Source organism: Dietzia sp. UBA5065 (assembly GCA_002415925.1).
Classification (GTDB): domain Bacteria; phylum Actinomycetota; class Actinomycetes; order Mycobacteriales; family Mycobacteriaceae; genus Dietzia.
In genome coordinates this window covers 1-16546 of sequence record DIAZ01000100.1, presented here as the reverse complement: position 1 = coordinate 16546, position 16546 = coordinate 1, and the positions used below count along the sequence as shown (strand labels likewise).

Here is a 16546-nt window from a genome sequence, read left to right as displayed (position 1 = left end):
CCCAGCGCGATCAGGGCCTTCTCGGTGACCTGGCCGCCCCAGCTCTCGCTCCGGGCGGAGTCGCCAATCGCCTCGACGGAGGTCGTCCCGTCGGACGTCACCGGCTGGAACTCCTCGTAGAGGGCGTTCTTGGCCGCGCGGATCTCGTCGCTGGTGAGGAATCGGGTCTCGACCTCGACGATCCGTGCCGCTCCCGCGCCGACGATCTGGACCATCTGTGGTTGTTCGCCGACCGACTCCTCGATCACGGCGGCCACGCGGTCCTTGTCCACGTCGCCGGCCGGCATCGTCAGCTTGGTGCCGCCGGTGAAGTCGATGCCGAAGCTGAAGCCCCGGAAGAGGATGCTCGCGAGGCATACCGCGACGATCACGGTGGTGAGGACGTAGAACCTCCGGCGGTTGGGGACGATCCCGAACGCCCCGGTCCCGGTGTAGAGCCGGGTGAACAGGCTGTCCCGCTGCACGGTGGGCGACGCACCGTCCTCGGGGGCGGTGGTGGTCGGAGTGCTCATCGGCCCTCCTCCTCATCGGTGGCGGGGCGGTCCGGTCGGGGTGGCGTCGCGGCTGTGCCGCCGGGACCGGAGATGGTGGCGGAGACGCCGCGCTCACGGATCGGCTCGGTCTCCTTCTCCGCCTTCTGGTCGAGTCGGCGCTGTTCGGCGGCGGCCGCCTGCAGGGTCTCCATGCGGCCCATCCCGTTGGCCCACGTCTTGGCGAACAGTGGTTTGGTCGAGGCCAGGTAGACGAGCGGCCAGGTCACGGTGAACGCCACGAAGACGTCCGTGACCGTGGTCAGACCCAGGGTGAACGCGAATCCGCGGACCTCGCCGCTGGCCAGGAGGTAGAGGACCACCGCGCCGATGAGGCTCACCATGTTGCCGGTGACGATGGTGCGGCTGGCGCTCTTCCATGCTCGTGGGACGGCGGATCTGAATCTATGACCGTCCCGGAGTTCGTCCTTGATCCGCTCGAAGAACACCACGTAGGAGTCGGCGGTCATGCCGATGCCGATCACGAGGCCGGCGATGCCCGCCAGGTCGAGGCTGTAGTCGACGGTGTATCCGAGGAAGACCAGCGTGACGTAGGTGAGGAGGAAGGACAGCGCCAGCGAGAAGAACGCGAGCACGCCGAGCAGTCGGTAGTAGAAGGCCGAGTAGGCCAGCACCAACAGGAAACCGATCGCACCGGCGAGCAGTCCCGCCTCCAGGGAGGCCAGTCCGAGCGAGGCGGGGACGTTGTCGACGTTCGGGTCCTCGAAGGAGATGGGCAGCGCGCCGTAGCGCAGGTTGGCGGCCAGCGACGCCGCCTCGTCCATGGTGAAGCTACCGGTGATCGACGTGGCCGAGCCGACGGGCGTGACTCCCTGGACCACGGGCGCGCTGATGACCGATCCGTCGAGGAGGATCGCGATCTGACGCTGGAGATTCTCCTGGGTCAGGCGGGACCAGGTGGCGCTGCCCTGCTCGCCGGGGCCGGCGGTGAACCGGAAGGAGACCTCGTTCTGTCCGGCCTGCTGGCTGAACCCGGAACTCACCGAGTCCTTGACGATCTGTTGACCGTCCAGGCGCTTGCCGTCCTCCGGCTCGCCGTTGAGCAGCGGAACCGGGCCGAGGACGTACTTCGCGCCCTCGCCGCAGGCGATGAGCGCCTGGGACTGGTCGTCGAAGCCGGCCAGGACGTCGCGCTCGGGGCAGCGGAACGTCGCCAGGGTCTCGGTGAGCACGGCAGGATCGCCCTGGCGGATCGCACGGGCCTCCTCGACCGCCGCGGCCACCGCCTCGCGGTCACCCTTGTCCGCCGGCACGGGCTCCACGTCGCCCTCGGTCACCGGCTGCACCTGGAGCACCGGCCGGATCGTCAGCTGCGACGTGGTCCCGAGGTCACGGGCCTGGCTGGAGTCCTCGCCGGGAACCGTGAGAACGATGTTGCTGCCCTCGATCACGACGCTCGTCCCGGCCACCCCCAGGCCGTCGACCCGGTCCCGGATGATGTCCTGGGCCAGCCGCAGGTCCGCCTCGTCGGGCTGCCCCTTGGGGATCAGCGTGACTCTCGTCCCGCCCTGGAGGTCGATGCCGAGTTTGGGTGTCAGTCCCCTGTCCGCCACCGCGAAGGCGGCCAGGAAGAGGACGAACAGCACCAGGAGGAAGGCGGACAGCAGAGCCCATGGTCTGGGTCGGGCGTCGACGCCTCGAGAACGAACTGGTGACACAGGTGATCTCTCTCGGTCTCTTGAGGAGCCTCCGGCTGGACGGCTCCATCACACTACTCGCCGGTCGTTGACTACAGAGAACCCGAGGCGTCCGTCCCCGGGGCCGGGCCGGGGGCGGTCCCCGGATCGGTCCCGTCGTCGAGGCGCTCCCGGATCACGCGGCGGTCCCACGTGGTCCGGACCCCGGGGGCGATCTCCAGGACCAGCGCCTCCTCGCCGATCGAGGCGATCGTGCCGTGCAGGCCGGAGGTCGTGAGGACGCGGTCGCCCACGGCGAGCGAGTCCTGCATGTCCTGCAGCGCCTTCATCGCCTTCCGCTGCTTGGTGCTCTGCAGGACCATGAGCGCGACGAGCGCGATGATCATCAGGGGAAGCAGTAGTTCCAGTCCCATGCGGGTCCTCCTGGTTCGGGACCCCCGGGTCGGGTCCGGGATTCGGCCGGTCTCGTTCGAGGATGCCAGCACCGGCGTCAGGCGCGCGCCCCGGGTCGGGGGTCGATCTCGACCGGCAGCACCGGGTCCGAGGCCGTCGTGGCGGGACGGCGCAGTCCGAGGTGGTCCCACGCCGCGGCGGTGGCCACCCTTCCGCGGGGCGTCCTGGCGAGCAGTCCGGCCCGGACGAGGAAGGGTTCGCACACCTCCTCGAGGGTCGTGGACTCCTCCCCGACGGCCACCGCGAGCGTGCTCAGGCCCACCGGGCCGCCCTCGTGCTGGATCAGCAGCGCGCGCAGCACCGCTCGGTCCAACCGGTCCAGCCCCAACCCGTCCACCTCGTAGACCTCCAGCGCCGCCCTCGCGACGGGCACCGTGATCCGACCGTCGGCGCGGACCTCGGCGAAGTCCCTCACCCGCCGGAGCAGGCGGTTCGCGATCCGGGGCGTCCCCCGGGAGCGACCGGCGATCTCGAGTGCCGCGTCCTCCTCCACGGGGATCGCGAGGATCTCGGCGGCCCGGGTCACGATCCGCGCCAGATCCGCGTCGGAGTAGAAGTCCATGTGGGCGGTGAAGCCGAACCGGTCCCGGAGCGGACCGGTGAGCGCACCGGATCGGGTGGTGGCTCCCACCAGCGTGAACGGTGCGATCTCGAGCGGGATGGAGGTGGCCCCCGGACCCTTGCCCACCATGATGTCGATCCGGAAGTCCTCCATGGCGAGGTAGAGCATCTCCTCCGCCGGCCGCGCGATCCGATGGATCTCATCGATGAACAGCACGTCCCCCTCGATGAGGTTGGAGAGCATGGCGGCGAGGTCGCCCGGCCGTTCGAGCGCGGGCCCGGAGGTGATCCGCAGGGAGCCGCCGAGCTCGGCGGCCACGATCATCGCGAGGCTGGTCTTTCCCAGCCCCGGCGGCCCGGAGAACAGGAGGTGGTCCGGGACCACACCGCGGCGGGTCGCGGCGGTGAGGACCAGGTCGAGCTGCTCGCGGACCGTCTCCTGGCCAATGAACTCTCCCAGGTTCCGGGGGCGCAGTGCCCCCTCGACGTCGGAGTCGAAGGGGGTCACGGCCGCGGACAGCTCCGCGGCCGGACCGCCGGCGTCGTCCGGGGCGGGCTCGCCGGAGCCGAACGGTCCCGCCATCAGCGCTTCCCGAGCGAGCGCAGGGCCAGCCGGAGGGCCTCGGCCGGACCGAGGTCGGGGTCGGACGCCAGGACCGCGGTGGCGGTCTTCTCGGCCTCCGCGGCGGGAAAGCCCAGCCCCTCCAGGGCCTGGGCGACCTCCGCCGCGGCCGACATCGACGTGGCCCCGCCGGCCGGGCCCGCACCGCCGACGACCGGTCCGACCTTGTCCTTGAGCTCGAGCACCATCCTCTCGGCCGTCCGCTTCCCCACTCCGGGAACCCGGGTCAGGGCCTTGACGTCCTCGGTGCCGAGCGCCCTGACCAGCTCGTCGGGCTCGAGCGTGGCGAGGATCGCCAGCGCGAGCCGCGGGCCGACACCGGACACGGTCTGGACGGTGAGGAAGAGCGTCCTGGCCTCCGGGGAGTCGAAGCCGTAGAGCGTGAGCGAGTCCTCCCTCACCACCAGTTCGGTGTGCAGCATCCCCTGGGAGCCCCGCCGCAGACCGGCGAGCGCGGCGGGGGTGGCGTGCACGAGGACGCCGACCCCACCCGTCTCCAGCACGCAGCGGTCGAGGCCGATCTCGGCCACGGTCCCCCGGATCGAGGCGATCACCAGCGCACTCCCTTCGCTCGAGCCATCGCCCGGGCCGCGGCCCGGGCGCGTTCCTGATCCGCCGCCGATCCGCCCCCGCGCACCCGGTCGGACGCCGCCGTGTCCCGCGCGGCGGCGACCTTCGCCTCGAACCCGGCGCGGGAGCGCGCCACGTGGGCGTCGAGCGAGGCCACGCGCCCCTGCATGGGCGCCCGCCAGCTGTGGCACACGGCCAGCGCGAGGGCGTCCGCGGCGTCGGCGGGGCTCGGGGGCTTCTGCAGCCCGAGGATCCGGGTGATCATCAGCGTCATCTGCTTCTTGTCCGCGCGACCGCTCCCGGTGATGGCCGCCTTCACCTCGGACGGGGTGTGAAAGGCCACCGGGATGTCGCGATAGGCGGCGGCCAGGGCCACGACCCCGGCGGCCTGCGCCGTCCCCATCGCGGTGGACACCTGGTTCTGGGCGAAGACCCGCTCGATGGCCACCACGTCCGGTGCATGGACCGCCATCCACTCGTCGGCCACCTCGTGAACCGCCCGCAGTCGGCGTTCGAGCGGCTCGTCGGCCGTCGTCCGCACCACGTCCACGTCCAGTGCGGTGACCGCGCGCCCCGGTGCCGTCTCGATCAGCGCGAGACCACACCGGGTGAGCCCCGGGTCCACTCCCATTACGCGCATAACGACCTCTCGCCGACCGCTGGTAGAACCTACGTTCGAGACCCTACCAGTGGTGCGGGCGTCAGGCGTCGAGGGACGCCAGCACGTCGTCGGGGATGTCGGCGTTGGTGTAGACGTTCTGCACGTCGTCGGAGTCCTCCAGCGCGTCGATCAGCCTGAAGACCTTGGCCGCGCCCTCGGCGTCGACGGTCACCTCGACGGAGGCCCGGAAGCCCGATTCGGCGGAGTCGTAGTCGATTCCCGCCTCCTGCAACGCGGTGCGGACCCGGACCAGGTCGGTCGGCTCGCAGACCACCTCGAACTGCTCGCCGAGGTCGTTGACCTCCTCCGCGCCCGCGTCGAGGACGGCCATGAGGACGTCGTCCTCGGTGAGCTCGCCCTTGTCCAGGGCGATCTCGCCCTTGCGGGCGAAGAGGTAGGCCACCGACCCCGGATCGGCGAGGTTGCCTCCGTTGCGGGTCATGGCCGTCCGGACCTCACCGGCCGCACGGTTGCGGTTGTCGGTCAGGCACTCGATGAGCATCGCCACGCCGTTCGGGCCGTAGCCCTCGTACATGATGGTCTCCCACTCGGCGCCGCCCGCCTCCTCGCCCGCTCCGCGCTTGCGCGCCCGCTCGACGTTGTCCCCCGGGACGGAGTTCTTCTTGGCCTTCTGGATGGCGTCGAACAGCGTGGGGTTGCCGGCTGGATCACCGCCGCCCGTGCGGGCCGCCACCTCGATGTTCTTGACGAGTTTGGCGAAGAGCTTGCCGCGCTTGGCATCGATCGCGGCCTTCTTGTGCTTGGTGGTGGCCCACTTGGAATGGCCTGACATGGCTTGTTCCGCCCTCCGGGGGTGTGAAGACCGGGTCGGCCGTCGTTGGCGGCCCGGTGCGAGATGTCGCTGACGAGCCAGTCTACGAGGTCGCCGTCCGGACCATGTCGAGAAAGTACCGGTGGACGCGGACGTCGTCGGTGACCTCGGGGTGGAACGAGGTCGCCAGGGCGTTGCCCTGACGCACCGCGACCACGTGATCGCGCCCGTCGGATGCGCGGACGGCGGCGAGAACCTCCACGTCGGGACCGACCGTCTCCACCCACGGGGCGCGGATGAAGACGGTCCGGAGGGGGTCGGGGCCGAGGGCGTCCACGACGAGGTCGGCCTCGAAGGAGTCGACCTGCCGTCCGAAGGCGTTGCGGCGGACCGTCATGTCGATCGCGGAGAACCACGTCGCGTCGGCCCGGGTGTCCAGGACCACGGACGCGAGCAGGATCATGCCCGCGCACGACCCGTAGACGGGCATCCCCGCCCCGATCCTGTCGGCCACGGGCTCGAACATGTCGTACACGTCGAGCAGCCGGCTCATGGCGGTGGACTCCCCGCCCGGGAGCACCAGACCGTCGACGGAGTCCAGCTCGGAGCGGCGGCGCACCGTCACGGCCTCGGCCCCCACGGCCTCCAGGTGGCGCAGGTGCTCCGCCACGTCGCCCTGGAGGGCGAGGACACCGATCCGGGGACGGCTCGCGGCGGTCACCGCTCGTCCCCGCGGGACGCGGTGTCGTCGGGGCGCTCGGCCGCGCCGCCCGACAGGTCCACGGGGAACGGCTGCGCGCCGGGGCGGAGCAGACGCGACAGCCCCTCCTGGGTCACCGCCGCGACGAGGCGGCCCGACCTGTCGAAGATCCGGCCCTGGGTGAGGGCGCGACCGCCGTACGCCGACGGTGACGACTGGTCGTACAGCAGCCAGTCGTCGGCCCGGAACGGGCGCAGGAACCACATGGCGTGGTCGAGGGAGGCGTCCTGGGTGGGCTCGCCCGGGTGGATGACCTTCGCCGAGCTCAGCAGGGTCATGTCCGACATGTAGGCCAGCGTGCACACGTGGAAGTCCGGGTCGTCCGGCAGCTCGTCCACGCAGCGGAACCACACGCGCTGCTGCGAGGCGATCTGCGAGGACCCGCGGAGCCTGTCGCGCGGCACCACCCGGATGTCCCACTGGGACCACTCGTCCACCAGGACGCGGTGCGCGTCGTCCAGGTCCTCGTACCGGGGCACGGGGATCTCCTCGGCGTCGATCACCTCGGGCATCGGGTCCTGGTGCTCGATGCCCTCCTGGTCGCGGAGGTGGAAGGAGGCGGACATCGAGAAGATGGGCTCGCCGTCCTGGATCGCGGTGACCCGCCGGGTGGCGAAGCTGCGCCCGTCGCGCAGCCGGTCCACCTGGAAGACGGTGGGCGCCGACGGGATCCCCGGGCGGATGAAGTACCCGTGCAGCGAGTGCACGTTCTTGTCGTCGTCCACCGTCTTCACGGCGGCGGTCAGGCTCTGGCCGGCGACCTGACCGCCGAAGGTCCGCTGGAGTTGTGTCGTGATCGGGTGACCGCGGTAGAGGTCGCGGTCGATCCGCTCGATCGCGAGGATGTCCTCGATCCTGGCCACCCGCCGGTCACCAGCCGCGCTCGGCGAGCCGGTGCGGCTCGGGGATGTCGTCGACGTTGATGCCGACCATGGCCTCGCCCAGACCGCGGGAGATGGTCGCGAGCATCTCCGGATCGTCGTGGAAGGTGGTGGCCTTGACGATCGCCTTGGCCCGCTCCGAGGGGTTGCCGGACTTGAAGATGCCCGATCCCACGAACACGCCCTCGGCGCCGAGCTGCATCATCATGGCGGCGTCGGCGGGGGTGGCGATGCCGCCGGCGGTGAAGAGCACCACCGGGAGCTTGCCGGTCTCGGCGACCTCCTTGACCAGGTCGTACGGCGCCTGGAGTTCCTTGGCGGCCACGTAGAGCTCGTCGGCAGGCAGGCTCTGCAGGCGTCGGATCTGCTGACGGATCTGGCGCATGTGGGTGGTGGCGTTGGAGACGTCGCCGGTGCCGGCCTCGCCCTTGGAGCGGATCATGGCCGCGCCCTCGGTGATCCGGCGCAGGGCCTCGCCGAGGTTGGTGGCGCCACAGACGAACGGCACCGTGAAGCCGAACTTGTCGATGTGGTTCGCGTAGTCGGCCGGGGTGAGGACCTCGGACTCGTCGATGTAGTCCACGCCCAGCGCCTGCAGGATCCGGGCCTCGACGAAGTGCCCGATGCGGGCCTTGGCCATCACGGGGATGGAGACCGCCTCGATGATCCCGTCGATGAGGTCCGGGTCGCTCATGCGGGCCACGCCGCCCTGGGCGCGGATGTCGGCGGGAACACGCTCGAGGGCCATCACCGCGACGGCGCCGGCGTCCTCCGCGATCTTCGCCTGCTCGGCGGTGACGACGTCCATGATGACGCCCCCCTTGAGCATCTCGGCCATACCCCGCTTGACGCGTGCGGTTCCGGTGGTGTTCTCGGGGGTGTGCGACTCGCTCACGAAGTAGGCCTTTCCTGGCGTCGGTGACTCGTAGTAGGGGTCCAGTGTAGGTCGCCCTCACCCGGGTTCCCCAACCGCCGCCCCGCCGCGCCGGGTCAGGCCGTCGGCGGCGGGGAGTCGACCAGTTCGACGTAGTCCGGCATCGGGGCCCGACCGGACAGGCGCAGCGCCCTGACCATGCCCTGGTCCCGCAGGCTCCGGGTGTCGCGGACGGCGTCGTTGTAGAAGCGACGCGCCATCGACACCCGGTCGGTCACGTCCTCGACCTCGGCCAGGAGGTCGCCCGGGAGCGCGTCGCCGTCCACCCCGGACAGCAGCACGGCGAGGGTGTTCTCCGCGTGTTCGGCCTCGGCGCCGCGGGAGTGCCCTGGCCCCTCCTCCGCGGGCCAGCTCCGGCTGTCCGGCTCCGGTGCGGGGTCGACCCCCACCACCGCGTGCGGCGGGTGGGTGCGGGCGAGGGCGAGGGCGTGCGCCAGCCGGTCCGCCGTCTCCGGGTCGGGGCCGCGCAGCTCACCGACGACGGCCGCCGCCACGGTGTGGCGCCGTTCCAGGGCCCCGACCAGGGACGCGCGGGCGAGGTCGGTGCGGATGTGGAGGCGGTCCAGGCGGTGCGCCGTGAGGTAGGCGGCGAGGAGCGCCGACGCGATGAGCAGGGCGACGACGACGAGGAGGACGACTTCACCGGACACTGAGCGTCTCCCCCGGTCCGCGGATCGTCTCGTAGACGCGGATCACCCGATCGGCGACGACCGGCCAGTCGTAGTCGCGGACCGCCTCGCTGCCGCGCGCGCACAGGCCGGACCGGCGGGCGTCGTCGACCAGGACCCCGGTGAGGGCGGTGGCGAGGGCGTCCGGGTCGCCCACCGCGGCGAGCTCGCCGCAGTCCCCGTCACGCAGGACGCGGCGGAAGGCGTCGAGGTCGGAGGCGACCACCGCGGTCCCGGCCGCCATCGCCTCCACCAGGACGATGCCGAAGCTCTCGCCCCCGGTGTTGGGGGCGCAGTACACGTCCGCGGCGGCCAGGACGGCGGCCTTGCGGGTGTCGTCGACCCGGCCCAGGAACTCCACGTCGAGCCCGTCCGGGAGCCGGGCGCGCAGGGCCCTCTCGTCGCCGTCACCCATGATGCGCAGCCGCAGGTCCGGGACCCGGTCCAGGACGGCGGGCAGCGCGCCGACGAGCACCCCCATCCCCTTGCGGGGTTCGTCGTAGCGGCCGAGGAAGGCGACGGTCGGCACCTGGGATCGCTCCGCGGTGGCATCGACACCGCTGAACGCGGCAACGTCCACACCGTTGGGGATCTCCACCGCGTCGGAGCCCAGGGCCTCCATCTGCCAGCGGCGGGCCAGGGTCGACACGGCGATCCGGCCGCGGATCTTCTCCAACAGGGGCGCGAGCGCGCTGTCGGCCGCGCCGAGGATCATCGAGCTGGTGGTGGAGGTGTGGAAGGTGGCGGCGATGGGACCGGAGGACATGGCCAGGGCGAACATCCCCACGCCGGGGGCGTTGGGTTCGTGGATGTGCAGGATGTCCAGCGGGTCCTCGCGAAGCCAGTTCCTCGTGGCCCGCCACGTGGCGGGTCCGAAGCTCAGGCGTGCCACGGACCCGTTGTAGGGGATCGCCACGCCCGGGCCGGTCAGCGTCATCCCGGACGTCGGGGCGCTGCCGGGACTGCCCGGTGCGAGGATCCGGACGGTGTGGCCGCGCCGGCGGAGTTCCTCGGACAGGTCCACCACGTGGGCCTGGACGCCACCCGGCGCGTCGAACGAGTAGGGGCAGATCATGCCGATGCGCACGACGGGATCAGCCCTCGATTCGTTCGCGACGTTCGGCCGGGAGATCGTCGAGCCACAGCGGCTGGAGCATGTGCCAGTCCGCGGGGTGCCGGGCGATCCCTTCCGCGAACAGGTCGGCCATCGCCTGGACGGCCGGCTCCACCCCTCCGGAGACGTCGATCGGCGGGGTGATCCGCACCCGCATCGTGTCCTCGTCCTGGTACCAGAACTGCGCCACGAGGAACGGCGCGCCGGTCTCCACCGCGAGCCTGGCCGCCCCGGCGGGCATGCGGGTGGGTTCACCGAAGAACGTCACGGGAACCCCGGTGCGGCGCAGGTCGCGTTCACCGGGCAGGCACACGATCCCGCCCCCGGCGAGGTACTCCCGGAGGGCGTCGAGCGGCGGCGTGGGGCCACCGGTGTGGGGGTAGATCGTGAACCCCAGGCTCTCCCGGAAGTCGAGGAACCGCTGGTAGAGGGATTCGGGCTCGAGCCTCTCCGCCACGGTGGCGAAGCCGCCGTAGCGGCGCGCGAGCCACGTCCCGCCCAGATCCCAGTTGGCCGCGTGCGGGAGCGCCACCACCACGCCGCGGCCCTGCGCCAGGGCCGCGTCGAGGTGGTCGACGCCGTCGATGGTCCGGTCCATCTCGCGGGCCACGGCCTCCCTGTCCATCGACGGCAGCCGGAACGCCTCGCGCCAGTAGCGCGCGTAGGACCGGAACGAGTCCCGGATGAGGTCGTCGGGAACCTCGGCGGGGGTCACCCCGAGGACCCGCGAGAGGTTCTTCCGCAACTGGGAGTCCGGGCCCTGCCTGCGGGCGGCCGCGTCGGCCCCGGCGCGGAACACCGCTCGCGCCACCGGTTCGGGGAGTCCCCGGACCACGGCCCACCCGGCCGCGTAGCCGAGGTCCGAGACCCGCCCGCCGATGCCGCTCATCGTTCTCCCGCCGCGGGTGCCTCCGCGGGGCGGAGACGGTCGAGGTAGTCGGCGCGACCCCCCCACACCCGCTGCACCACGGTGATGAGGCTGCCCACGGCGACCGCGGTGATCGCCACCTCGAGCGCCCACGGGACCCCGAGGCCCTCCAGGCCGGCCCCGAGCAGGACCAGGACCAGCCGGTCGGCCCGCTCCATGAGTCCGCCCGGGGTGCGCAGTCCACCGGCGTCGGCCCGGGCCTTGGAGTACGAGACCACCTGGGAGAGCACCAGGCACGCCAGCAGCATCCCCAGGGCGTACCCGTTCCCGGGGTCCGCGCTGACCACCCACCAGACCAGGGACGCGAGGATCACGCCGTCGGCGACCCTGTCCGAGACGGCGTCCACGAGCGCGCCGTAGGGCGACCCGCCGTCACCGGCGCGGGCGACCGCACCGTCGATCAGGTCCAGCAGCGTGCACGCCGCGATCACGATCGCGCCGGCCACCAGGTGGCCGGTCCCGAAGAGGGTGATCGCCGCCCCGCAGGTCAGGACCAGGCCGGTCAGGGTGATCCCGTTGGCGGTGACACCCATGCGCACCAGGAAGGTGGCGAGGGGGTGCGCCACCCTGGTGACCCCCGATCGTCCGAACTCGCTGAGCATTGGTCTCCCCCGCTTGTCAGGTGTGTCCGGGCCGGGGCACGGTGGACCACGCCTCGGAGAGCAATTGCCGTGTCTGGCGGAGCAGCTGCGGCAGCACCTTGGTTCCGCCGGTCACGGTGATGAAGTTGGCGTCGCCGATCCAGCGCGGCACGACGTGCTGGTGCAGGTGGTCGGACAGCGACCCGCCCGCCGCGCTCCCGAGGTTGAGCCCCACGTTGAACGAGTCGGGCCGGGAGACCGCCTTGATGACGCGGAGCAGGTGCTGGGTGTACGACATGAGCTCGCGGGACTCGTCGTGGTCCAGATCCTCGAGGTTCGCCACCTTGCGGTACGGCACCACCATGCAGTGCCCGGGGTTGTACGGGAAGAGGTTGAGGACCACGTACACGTGGTGGCCCCGGGCCACCACCAGCCCGTCCTCGTCGTTCATCCGGGGGATGTCGAGGAACGGCTCCCCGGTCATCCCCTCGCCGGGAGGGGCCTTGGTCTCCGCGATGTAGGACATCCGGTAGGGCGCCCACAGCAGGTGCAGCCGGTCCTCCCCCACCCCGTACTGGCGGTACTGGTCCGCCGGCCTCGGTTCGCCGGCCGTCACACCCGCTCCGCCGTGGGGACGTCGTTACGGCGGGAGGAGACCCAGTAGGCGATCTTGTCCATCGCCGCGTTGCGGGACACGCCGTTGAGCTGGGTGCCGTCGGGGAACCGGAAGCTCACCGCGCCCGCCTCCACGTCGCGGTCGCCGGCCAGCAGCATGAACGGCACCTTGCCGGTGGTGTGGTTGCGGATCTTCTTCTGCATCCGCTCGTCGGACAGGTCGAGCTCGGCCCGGATGCCCCGCCCGCGGAGCTCGTCGATCACGTCCTCGAGGTGCTTCTCGTGGGCCTGCGCCACGGGGATGCCCACCACCTGCACCGGTGCGAGCCACGCGGGGAACAGTCCCGCGTAGTGCTCGAGCAGGACCGCGAAGAACCGCTCGATGGACCCGAAGAGGGCCCGGTGGATCATCACCGGACGCTTCTTGGTGCCGTCGGCGGCGTTGTAGGTGAGGTCGAAGAGCTCGGGAAGGTTGAAGTCCAGCTGCACCGTGGACATCTGCCACGTGCGACCGATGGCGTCGCGTGCCTGGACCGAGATCTTGGGCCCGTAGAAGGCCGCACCGCCCGGGTCGGGAACCAGCTCGAGACCCGAGTTGGTGGCCACCCGCCGCAGCGTATCGGTGGCCCGCTCCCAGATCTCGTCGCCGCCGACGTACTTCTCGGGGTCCTTGGTGGACAGCTCCAGGTAGAAGTCCTCGAGCCCGTAGTCCCGGAGCAGCGAGATGATGAAGGACAGGACGGAGGCGATCTCGCCCTCCATCTGGTCCTCGGTGCAATAGATGTGCGCGTCGTCCTGGGTGAAGCCGCGCGCGCGGGTGAGACCGTGGATCACGCCGGACTTCTCGTAGCGGTACACGGTGCCGAACTCGAACATCCGCAGCGGGAGCTCCCGGTAGGAGCGACCGCGGGAGTCGAAGACGAGGTTGTGCATGGGGCAGTTCATGGGCTTGACGTAGTAGTCCTGCCCCGGCTTGGTCTCCTTGCCGTCCGCGTCGTATTCGGCGTCGAGCACCATGGGGGGGAACATCCCCTCCGAGTACCAGCTCAGGTGCTGGGACTTCCGGAACAGGTCGCCCTTGGTCACGTGCGGGGTGTTGACGAGCGAGTACCCCGCGCCCAGGTGGCGACGGAGCGAGTGCTGTTCCATCTCGTTGCGGATGATCCCGCCGCGCGGATGGAACACGGGGAAGCCGGAGCCGATCTCGTCGGGGAAGCTGAACAGGTCCAGCTCGGTGCCCAGACGCCGGTGATCGCGCTTCTCCGCCTCCGCCAGCCGGTCGAGGTGGGCGTCCAGCGCCTCGGTGCTCTCCCACGCGGTGCCGTAGATCCGCTGGAGACCGGCGTTGCCCTGGTCGCCGCGCCAGTACGCCGCGGACGAGCGGGTCAGGGTGAACGCCGGGATGAACTTGGTGGTGGGTGTGTGGGGACCGCGGCAGAGGTCCGACCAGATCACCTCGCCGGTGCGGGGGTTGAGGTTGTCGTAGGCGGTGAGCGCCCCGGCACCGACCTCCATGATCTCGGCGTCCTCGACCGCGTCGGCCCCGTCGACGTCGCCCGCGTCCGCGCGACCCTTCTCCTCGATCAGCTCGAGCTTGTACGGCTCGCCCGCCAGCTCGGCGCGGGCCTCGTCGAGCGAGGCGTACTCGCGTCGGGCGAAGCGCTGGCCCGCCTTGACGATCTTCTTCATGCGCTTCTCGAGGTCCTTGAGGTCCTCGGGGGTGAACGGCTCGGCCACGTCGAAGTCGTAGTAGAAGCCGTTCTCGATCGGCGGCCCGATCCCGAGCTTGGCCTCCGGGAACTTGTCCTGCACGGCCTGGGCCAGCACGTGCGCGCAGGAGTGCCGGATCACCGAGCGCCCGTCCTCGGAATCCGCCCGGACCAGCTCGACCTCGGTGTCGGCGGCGGGGGCCCACGACAGATCGCGGAGGGCGCCCCCCGGGTCGCGGACCACCACGATCGTCTCCGGGCCGGACCGGGACTGCAGCTCACGCTCGGCGAGGATCTTGCCCGCGGGTTCACCCGCAGGGATCACGGTGGTGGTCACGGCGCCCGCACCCGTCGCGTCGACTTCGGCTTCCGGCATGCGGTTCTCGGACACGGGGGGCGATCTCCTCGGCACTGGGCGACGTGTGGCGACTGGCCACGTGTGTGGGCGCTCCGGTCCGGTGACGGACCAGGGCTGGTTCATGCTACCCGCCGCCCCCGCGGAATCCCGGACCCCCTCGCAGCGTTCCACCGTGCATGCGCATTGACATCTGGTCCGACGTGATCTGCCCCTTCTGCTGGATCGGCAAGCGTCATCTCGAGGCCGCACTGGAGGATTTCCGTGGCGAGAACCCCGGAACGGAGGTGGAGATCGTCTGGCGGGCCTACGAACTGGACCCCGCGGCGCCCCGCCACGGCCACGACGCCGTCACCGAGTCGAGCGCGGAGATGCTCGCGCGCAAGTACGGGATGCCGCTCGCCCAGGCGGAGGCCGGGCAGGAGCAGATGGCGGCCCGCTTCCGCGAGCTCGGACTGGAGTACGACTGGCGCGCGTCCACCGTGTCCTCGACCTACGACGCGCACCGGCTGTCGGCCCTGGCCGCCGATCACGGCCTGGCCGACCAGATCGACGAGGCGCTGCGCCGGGCCTATTTCACCGACGGCCAGCGGCTCTCGGACCCGGAGACCCTCCGCCGGGTCGGCGCCGGGGTGGGACTCCCCGCCGAGGCCGTCGACCAACTGCTCGACGGGGACGGTTTCGGTGACCGCGTCCGCGAGGACATCGAGACCGCCCGCGGCATCGGCGTGAGGGGCGTGCCGTTCTTCGTCTTGGACGGCCGACTCGCGGTGAGCGGGGCGCAGCCGGTCGAGGTGTTCGGCCAGGCCCTCCAGCAGGCGCTGGAGGCGGGTCGAGCCTGACCGTCCCGTCGCCCGACACGGGCGGGCGCCCGGTCCGCAGGAACCTGCGGACCGGGCGGCACCACCGGTGCACACCCGCCGTCGACCGGGGTCGACGGCGGCATCGACGTCACATGGATCGACGTCACATGGCCAGCGCGGCGGCCCCGAAACCGGCGAGGGCCACGAGGCCCGAACCCGCGGCGAGCTGAACCATGCGGTCTGCGGTCATGCACTTGAGCAGGAAATCGCCCATCGTGCCGCCACGCCGCTGGTGCAGGATCGCCAGGGCGGCCGGACCGCACCTGCCCACCGACACCGTCGCGAACAGCGCCGCGCCGAGGACCGGGTTGGCCAGGGCGATCGCACCGAGGAACAGCAGGTAGTAGGCGCTGGACCGGATGAAGATCATGAAGCCGGGTCCGATGAGCGTGCCGAAGTAGAACGACACGCGCATCGGACGACCCACGCGTCGCAGGTGACGCGGCAACTGCTGGCGACGCATCGGGGTGGGCATCGTGATCAGCCCGGTCTCGTGGAGCCCGTACAGGAGCGCCAGCGAGGACCAGCCGGCGAGCAGCGGCGCCACGGGGACCGGTCCGACCAGGGCCTGGATCGCCATGCCGGCGAGGCCCAGGCCCGCGCCCACCGGGATGGCGGTGAGCAGGGAGCCCGCCAGGTGGGCACCGAGCCGACCCACGGCGTTGCCGTCCCCCGGACGGTCCGACTGCTTGGGGGCAGCCACGACCCCCGCCACGGACATGCCGCAGGTGGACCAGTTGGCTGCGACCGCAGTGAGCGCGGCGGCGCCCACGACGCCGACGGTGAGCGCGACCGGGGCCGAGAGGCCGCCGACCGCACCGACGGCGACGGCGGCGCCCACGCCGGCCGCCAGCGAGGCGGCGACGACGCCGACGCGCTTGCCGAGGCTGATCGCCCGGCCCATGCGGGGCCGGATGCTCGCGCGGTCGCCCAGGTCCAGGTCCGAGATGTCGGGGACGCTCGCCGTGGGGTCGGCCTCCACGGTCTCGGACGCCGCGAGGTGCGGTGCCGTTGTCTGGATGGTTGTCATGGTGTTCCTCCTCGGTGGTGATGGATATCGACCCGGAATCGGGTGGAAGGTGGAATCAGGGGGCGGGGCCCGGGACGGGCACCCGGTCAGGACCGGGGGTCGACGACCACGATCCCGACCATCTGGGGGTGGATGGAGCAGGTGTCCCGGTAGACGCCGGGTTCGTCGAACGTCATCCGGTGCTCTCCCTCCGAGCGGAAGCCCGCGTTGCCGTCGAGCCCGTCCACGACCACGTCGTGGAAGGTCCCGCCGTCGTCGTAGAACCACGCGACGTCGTCGCC

At 71.4% G+C, this 16546-nt stretch carries 18 protein-coding genes and 1 pseudogene; 1 reads left to right on the top strand and 18 read right to left on the bottom strand.

Features of this window, described 5'->3' with window-relative positions; translation table 11 throughout:
* The 16 genes and pseudogenes from B4M60_RS07680 to thrS form a co-directional block, all read right to left on the bottom strand.
* Nucleotides 1–512: pseudogene (locus tag B4M60_RS07680) on the bottom strand (protein translocase subunit SecF); the annotation flags it as partial.
* The gene (gene secD, locus B4M60_RS07675) at nucleotides 509–2137 is read right to left on the bottom strand and encodes a protein translocase subunit SecD (protein WP_291081915.1); all 1629 of its coding nucleotides are present in this window, start codon (nucleotides 2135–2137) and stop codon (nucleotides 509–511) included. The gene secD and the pseudogene B4M60_RS07680, both read right to left, overlap by 4 nt.
* Nucleotides 2138–2280: 143 nt before the next feature.
* Entirely contained in the window at nucleotides 2281–2601 is a 321-nt protein-coding gene (gene yajC, locus B4M60_RS07670) for a preprotein translocase subunit YajC (protein WP_291081913.1), read from the bottom strand.
* 77 nt (nucleotides 2602–2678) lie between these two features.
* Nucleotides 2679–3785, bottom strand: a complete 1107-nt coding sequence (gene ruvB / locus B4M60_RS07665; protein WP_291081911.1) for a Holliday junction branch migration DNA helicase RuvB — start codon at nucleotides 3783–3785, stop codon at nucleotides 2679–2681.
* Nucleotides 3785–4378, bottom strand: a complete 594-nt coding sequence (gene ruvA / locus B4M60_RS07660) for a Holliday junction branch migration protein RuvA (protein ID WP_291081909.1) — start codon at nucleotides 4376–4378, stop codon at nucleotides 3785–3787. The genes ruvB and ruvA overlap by 1 nt, the downstream gene beginning before the upstream one ends.
* Nucleotides 4375–5034: a crossover junction endodeoxyribonuclease RuvC gene (locus B4M60_RS07655; protein ID WP_291081907.1), complete on the bottom strand. Its 660-nt coding sequence runs from the start codon at nucleotides 5032–5034 to the stop codon at nucleotides 4375–4377. Before B4M60_RS07655 ends, ruvA begins: the two co-directional genes overlap by 4 nt.
* A gap of 61 nt (nucleotides 5035–5095) precedes the next feature.
* Nucleotides 5096–5848, bottom strand: a complete 753-nt coding sequence (locus tag B4M60_RS07650) for a YebC/PmpR family DNA-binding transcriptional regulator (RefSeq protein WP_291081905.1) — start codon at nucleotides 5846–5848, stop codon at nucleotides 5096–5098.
* An 82-nt stretch (nucleotides 5849–5930) separates the two neighbouring features.
* Complete coding sequence (pdxT, locus tag B4M60_RS07645) at nucleotides 5931–6548, bottom strand: pyridoxal 5'-phosphate synthase glutaminase subunit PdxT (protein WP_291081903.1); 618 nt, start codon at nucleotides 6546–6548, stop codon at nucleotides 5931–5933.
* Nucleotides 6545–7450 (bottom strand): acyl-CoA thioesterase, encoded by a 906-nt coding sequence (locus tag B4M60_RS07640; RefSeq protein ID WP_291081901.1) that lies wholly within the window; start codon nucleotides 7448–7450, stop codon nucleotides 6545–6547. Before B4M60_RS07640 ends, pdxT begins: the two co-directional genes overlap by 4 nt.
* 7 nt (nucleotides 7451–7457) lie before the next feature.
* The gene (gene pdxS, locus B4M60_RS07635; protein ID WP_291081899.1) at nucleotides 7458–8363 is read right to left on the bottom strand and encodes a pyridoxal 5'-phosphate synthase lyase subunit PdxS; all 906 of its coding nucleotides are present in this window, start codon (nucleotides 8361–8363) and stop codon (nucleotides 7458–7460) included.
* 95 nt (nucleotides 8364–8458) lie between these two features.
* Nucleotides 8459–9052, bottom strand: coding sequence for an NUDIX hydrolase (locus B4M60_RS07630; RefSeq protein WP_291081897.1), 594 nt, complete (start codon nucleotides 9050–9052; stop codon nucleotides 8459–8461).
* Nucleotides 9042–10157, bottom strand: coding sequence for a glycosyltransferase family 4 protein (locus tag B4M60_RS07625; RefSeq protein ID WP_291081895.1), 1116 nt, complete (start codon nucleotides 10155–10157; stop codon nucleotides 9042–9044). The genes B4M60_RS07630 and B4M60_RS07625 overlap by 11 nt, the downstream gene beginning before the upstream one ends.
* A 7-nt stretch (nucleotides 10158–10164) precedes the next feature.
* A complete protein-coding gene (locus B4M60_RS07620) occupies nucleotides 10165–11073 on the bottom strand; it encodes a phosphatidylinositol mannoside acyltransferase (protein ID WP_291081893.1) in 909 nt (302 codons plus the stop codon).
* Nucleotides 11070–11714: a phosphatidylinositol phosphate synthase gene (gene pgsA / locus B4M60_RS07615; RefSeq protein ID WP_291081891.1), complete on the bottom strand. Its 645-nt coding sequence runs from the start codon at nucleotides 11712–11714 to the stop codon at nucleotides 11070–11072. Before pgsA ends, B4M60_RS07620 begins: the two co-directional genes overlap by 4 nt.
* 16 nt (nucleotides 11715–11730) lie before the next feature.
* Nucleotides 11731–12219 carry an HIT family protein gene (locus tag B4M60_RS07610; RefSeq protein WP_414646764.1) on the bottom strand — a complete coding sequence of 163 codons (489 nt, stop codon included), beginning with the start codon at nucleotides 12217–12219 and terminating at the stop codon, nucleotides 11731–11733.
* Between the two features lie 86 nt (nucleotides 12220–12305).
* On the bottom strand, nucleotides 12306–14393 hold the full coding sequence (gene thrS / locus B4M60_RS07605) for a threonine--tRNA ligase (protein WP_291081934.1): 2088 nt from the start codon (nucleotides 14391–14393) through the stop codon (nucleotides 12306–12308).
* A gap of 158 nt (nucleotides 14394–14551) precedes the next feature.
* On the opposite strand from thrS, the gene B4M60_RS07600 reads away from it, so the two are divergent.
* Entirely contained in the window at nucleotides 14552–15214 is a 663-nt protein-coding gene (locus B4M60_RS07600; RefSeq protein WP_291081888.1) for a DsbA family oxidoreductase, read from the top strand.
* 124 nt (nucleotides 15215–15338) lie between these two features.
* Here the strand turns inward: B4M60_RS07600 and B4M60_RS07595 are convergent, their stop codons facing one another.
* Both B4M60_RS07595 and B4M60_RS07590 read right to left on the bottom strand, forming a co-directional pair.
* Complete coding sequence (locus B4M60_RS07595; RefSeq protein ID WP_349679615.1) at nucleotides 15339–16265, bottom strand: methylamine utilization protein; 927 nt, start codon at nucleotides 16263–16265, stop codon at nucleotides 15339–15341.
* An 86-nt stretch (nucleotides 16266–16351) separates the two neighbouring features.
* Nucleotides 16352–16546: cupredoxin domain-containing protein (locus tag B4M60_RS07590; RefSeq protein ID WP_422653257.1), on the bottom strand; the 195-nt coding region annotated here is incomplete at its 5' end.

What these genes read in the sequence shown, in the direction of transcription:
- B4M60_RS07620 (WP_291081893.1), bottom strand. Translation starts at nt 11,073, where the DNA reads ATGAGCGGCATCGGCGGGCGGGTCTCGGACCTCGGCTACGCGGCCGGG.
- B4M60_RS07650 (WP_291081905.1), bottom strand. Translation starts at nt 5,848, where the DNA reads ATGTCAGGCCATTCCAAGTGGGCCACCACCAAGCACAAGAAGGCCGCG.
- B4M60_RS07600 (WP_291081888.1), top strand. Translation starts at nt 14,552, where the DNA reads ATGCGCATTGACATCTGGTCCGACGTGATCTGCCCCTTCTGCTGGATC.
- B4M60_RS07595 (WP_349679615.1), bottom strand. Translation starts at nt 16,265, where the DNA reads ATGACAACCATCCAGACAACGGCACCGCACCTCGCGGCGTCCGAGACC.
- pgsA (WP_291081891.1), bottom strand. Translation starts at nt 11,714, where the DNA reads ATGCTCAGCGAGTTCGGACGATCGGGGGTCACCAGGGTGGCGCACCCC.
- ruvB (WP_291081911.1), bottom strand. Translation starts at nt 3,785, where the DNA reads ATGGCGGGACCGTTCGGCTCCGGCGAGCCCGCCCCGGACGACGCCGGC.
- B4M60_RS07655 (WP_291081907.1), bottom strand. Translation starts at nt 5,034, where the DNA reads ATGCGCGTAATGGGAGTGGACCCGGGGCTCACCCGGTGTGGTCTCGCG.
- thrS (WP_291081934.1), bottom strand. Translation starts at nt 14,393, where the DNA reads ATGCCGGAAGCCGAAGTCGACGCGACGGGTGCGGGCGCCGTGACCACC.
- yajC (WP_291081913.1), bottom strand. Translation starts at nt 2,601, where the DNA reads ATGGGACTGGAACTACTGCTTCCCCTGATGATCATCGCGCTCGTCGCG.
- B4M60_RS07610 (WP_414646764.1), bottom strand. Translation starts at nt 12,219, where the DNA reads ATGTCCTACATCGCGGAGACCAAGGCCCCTCCCGGCGAGGGGATGACC.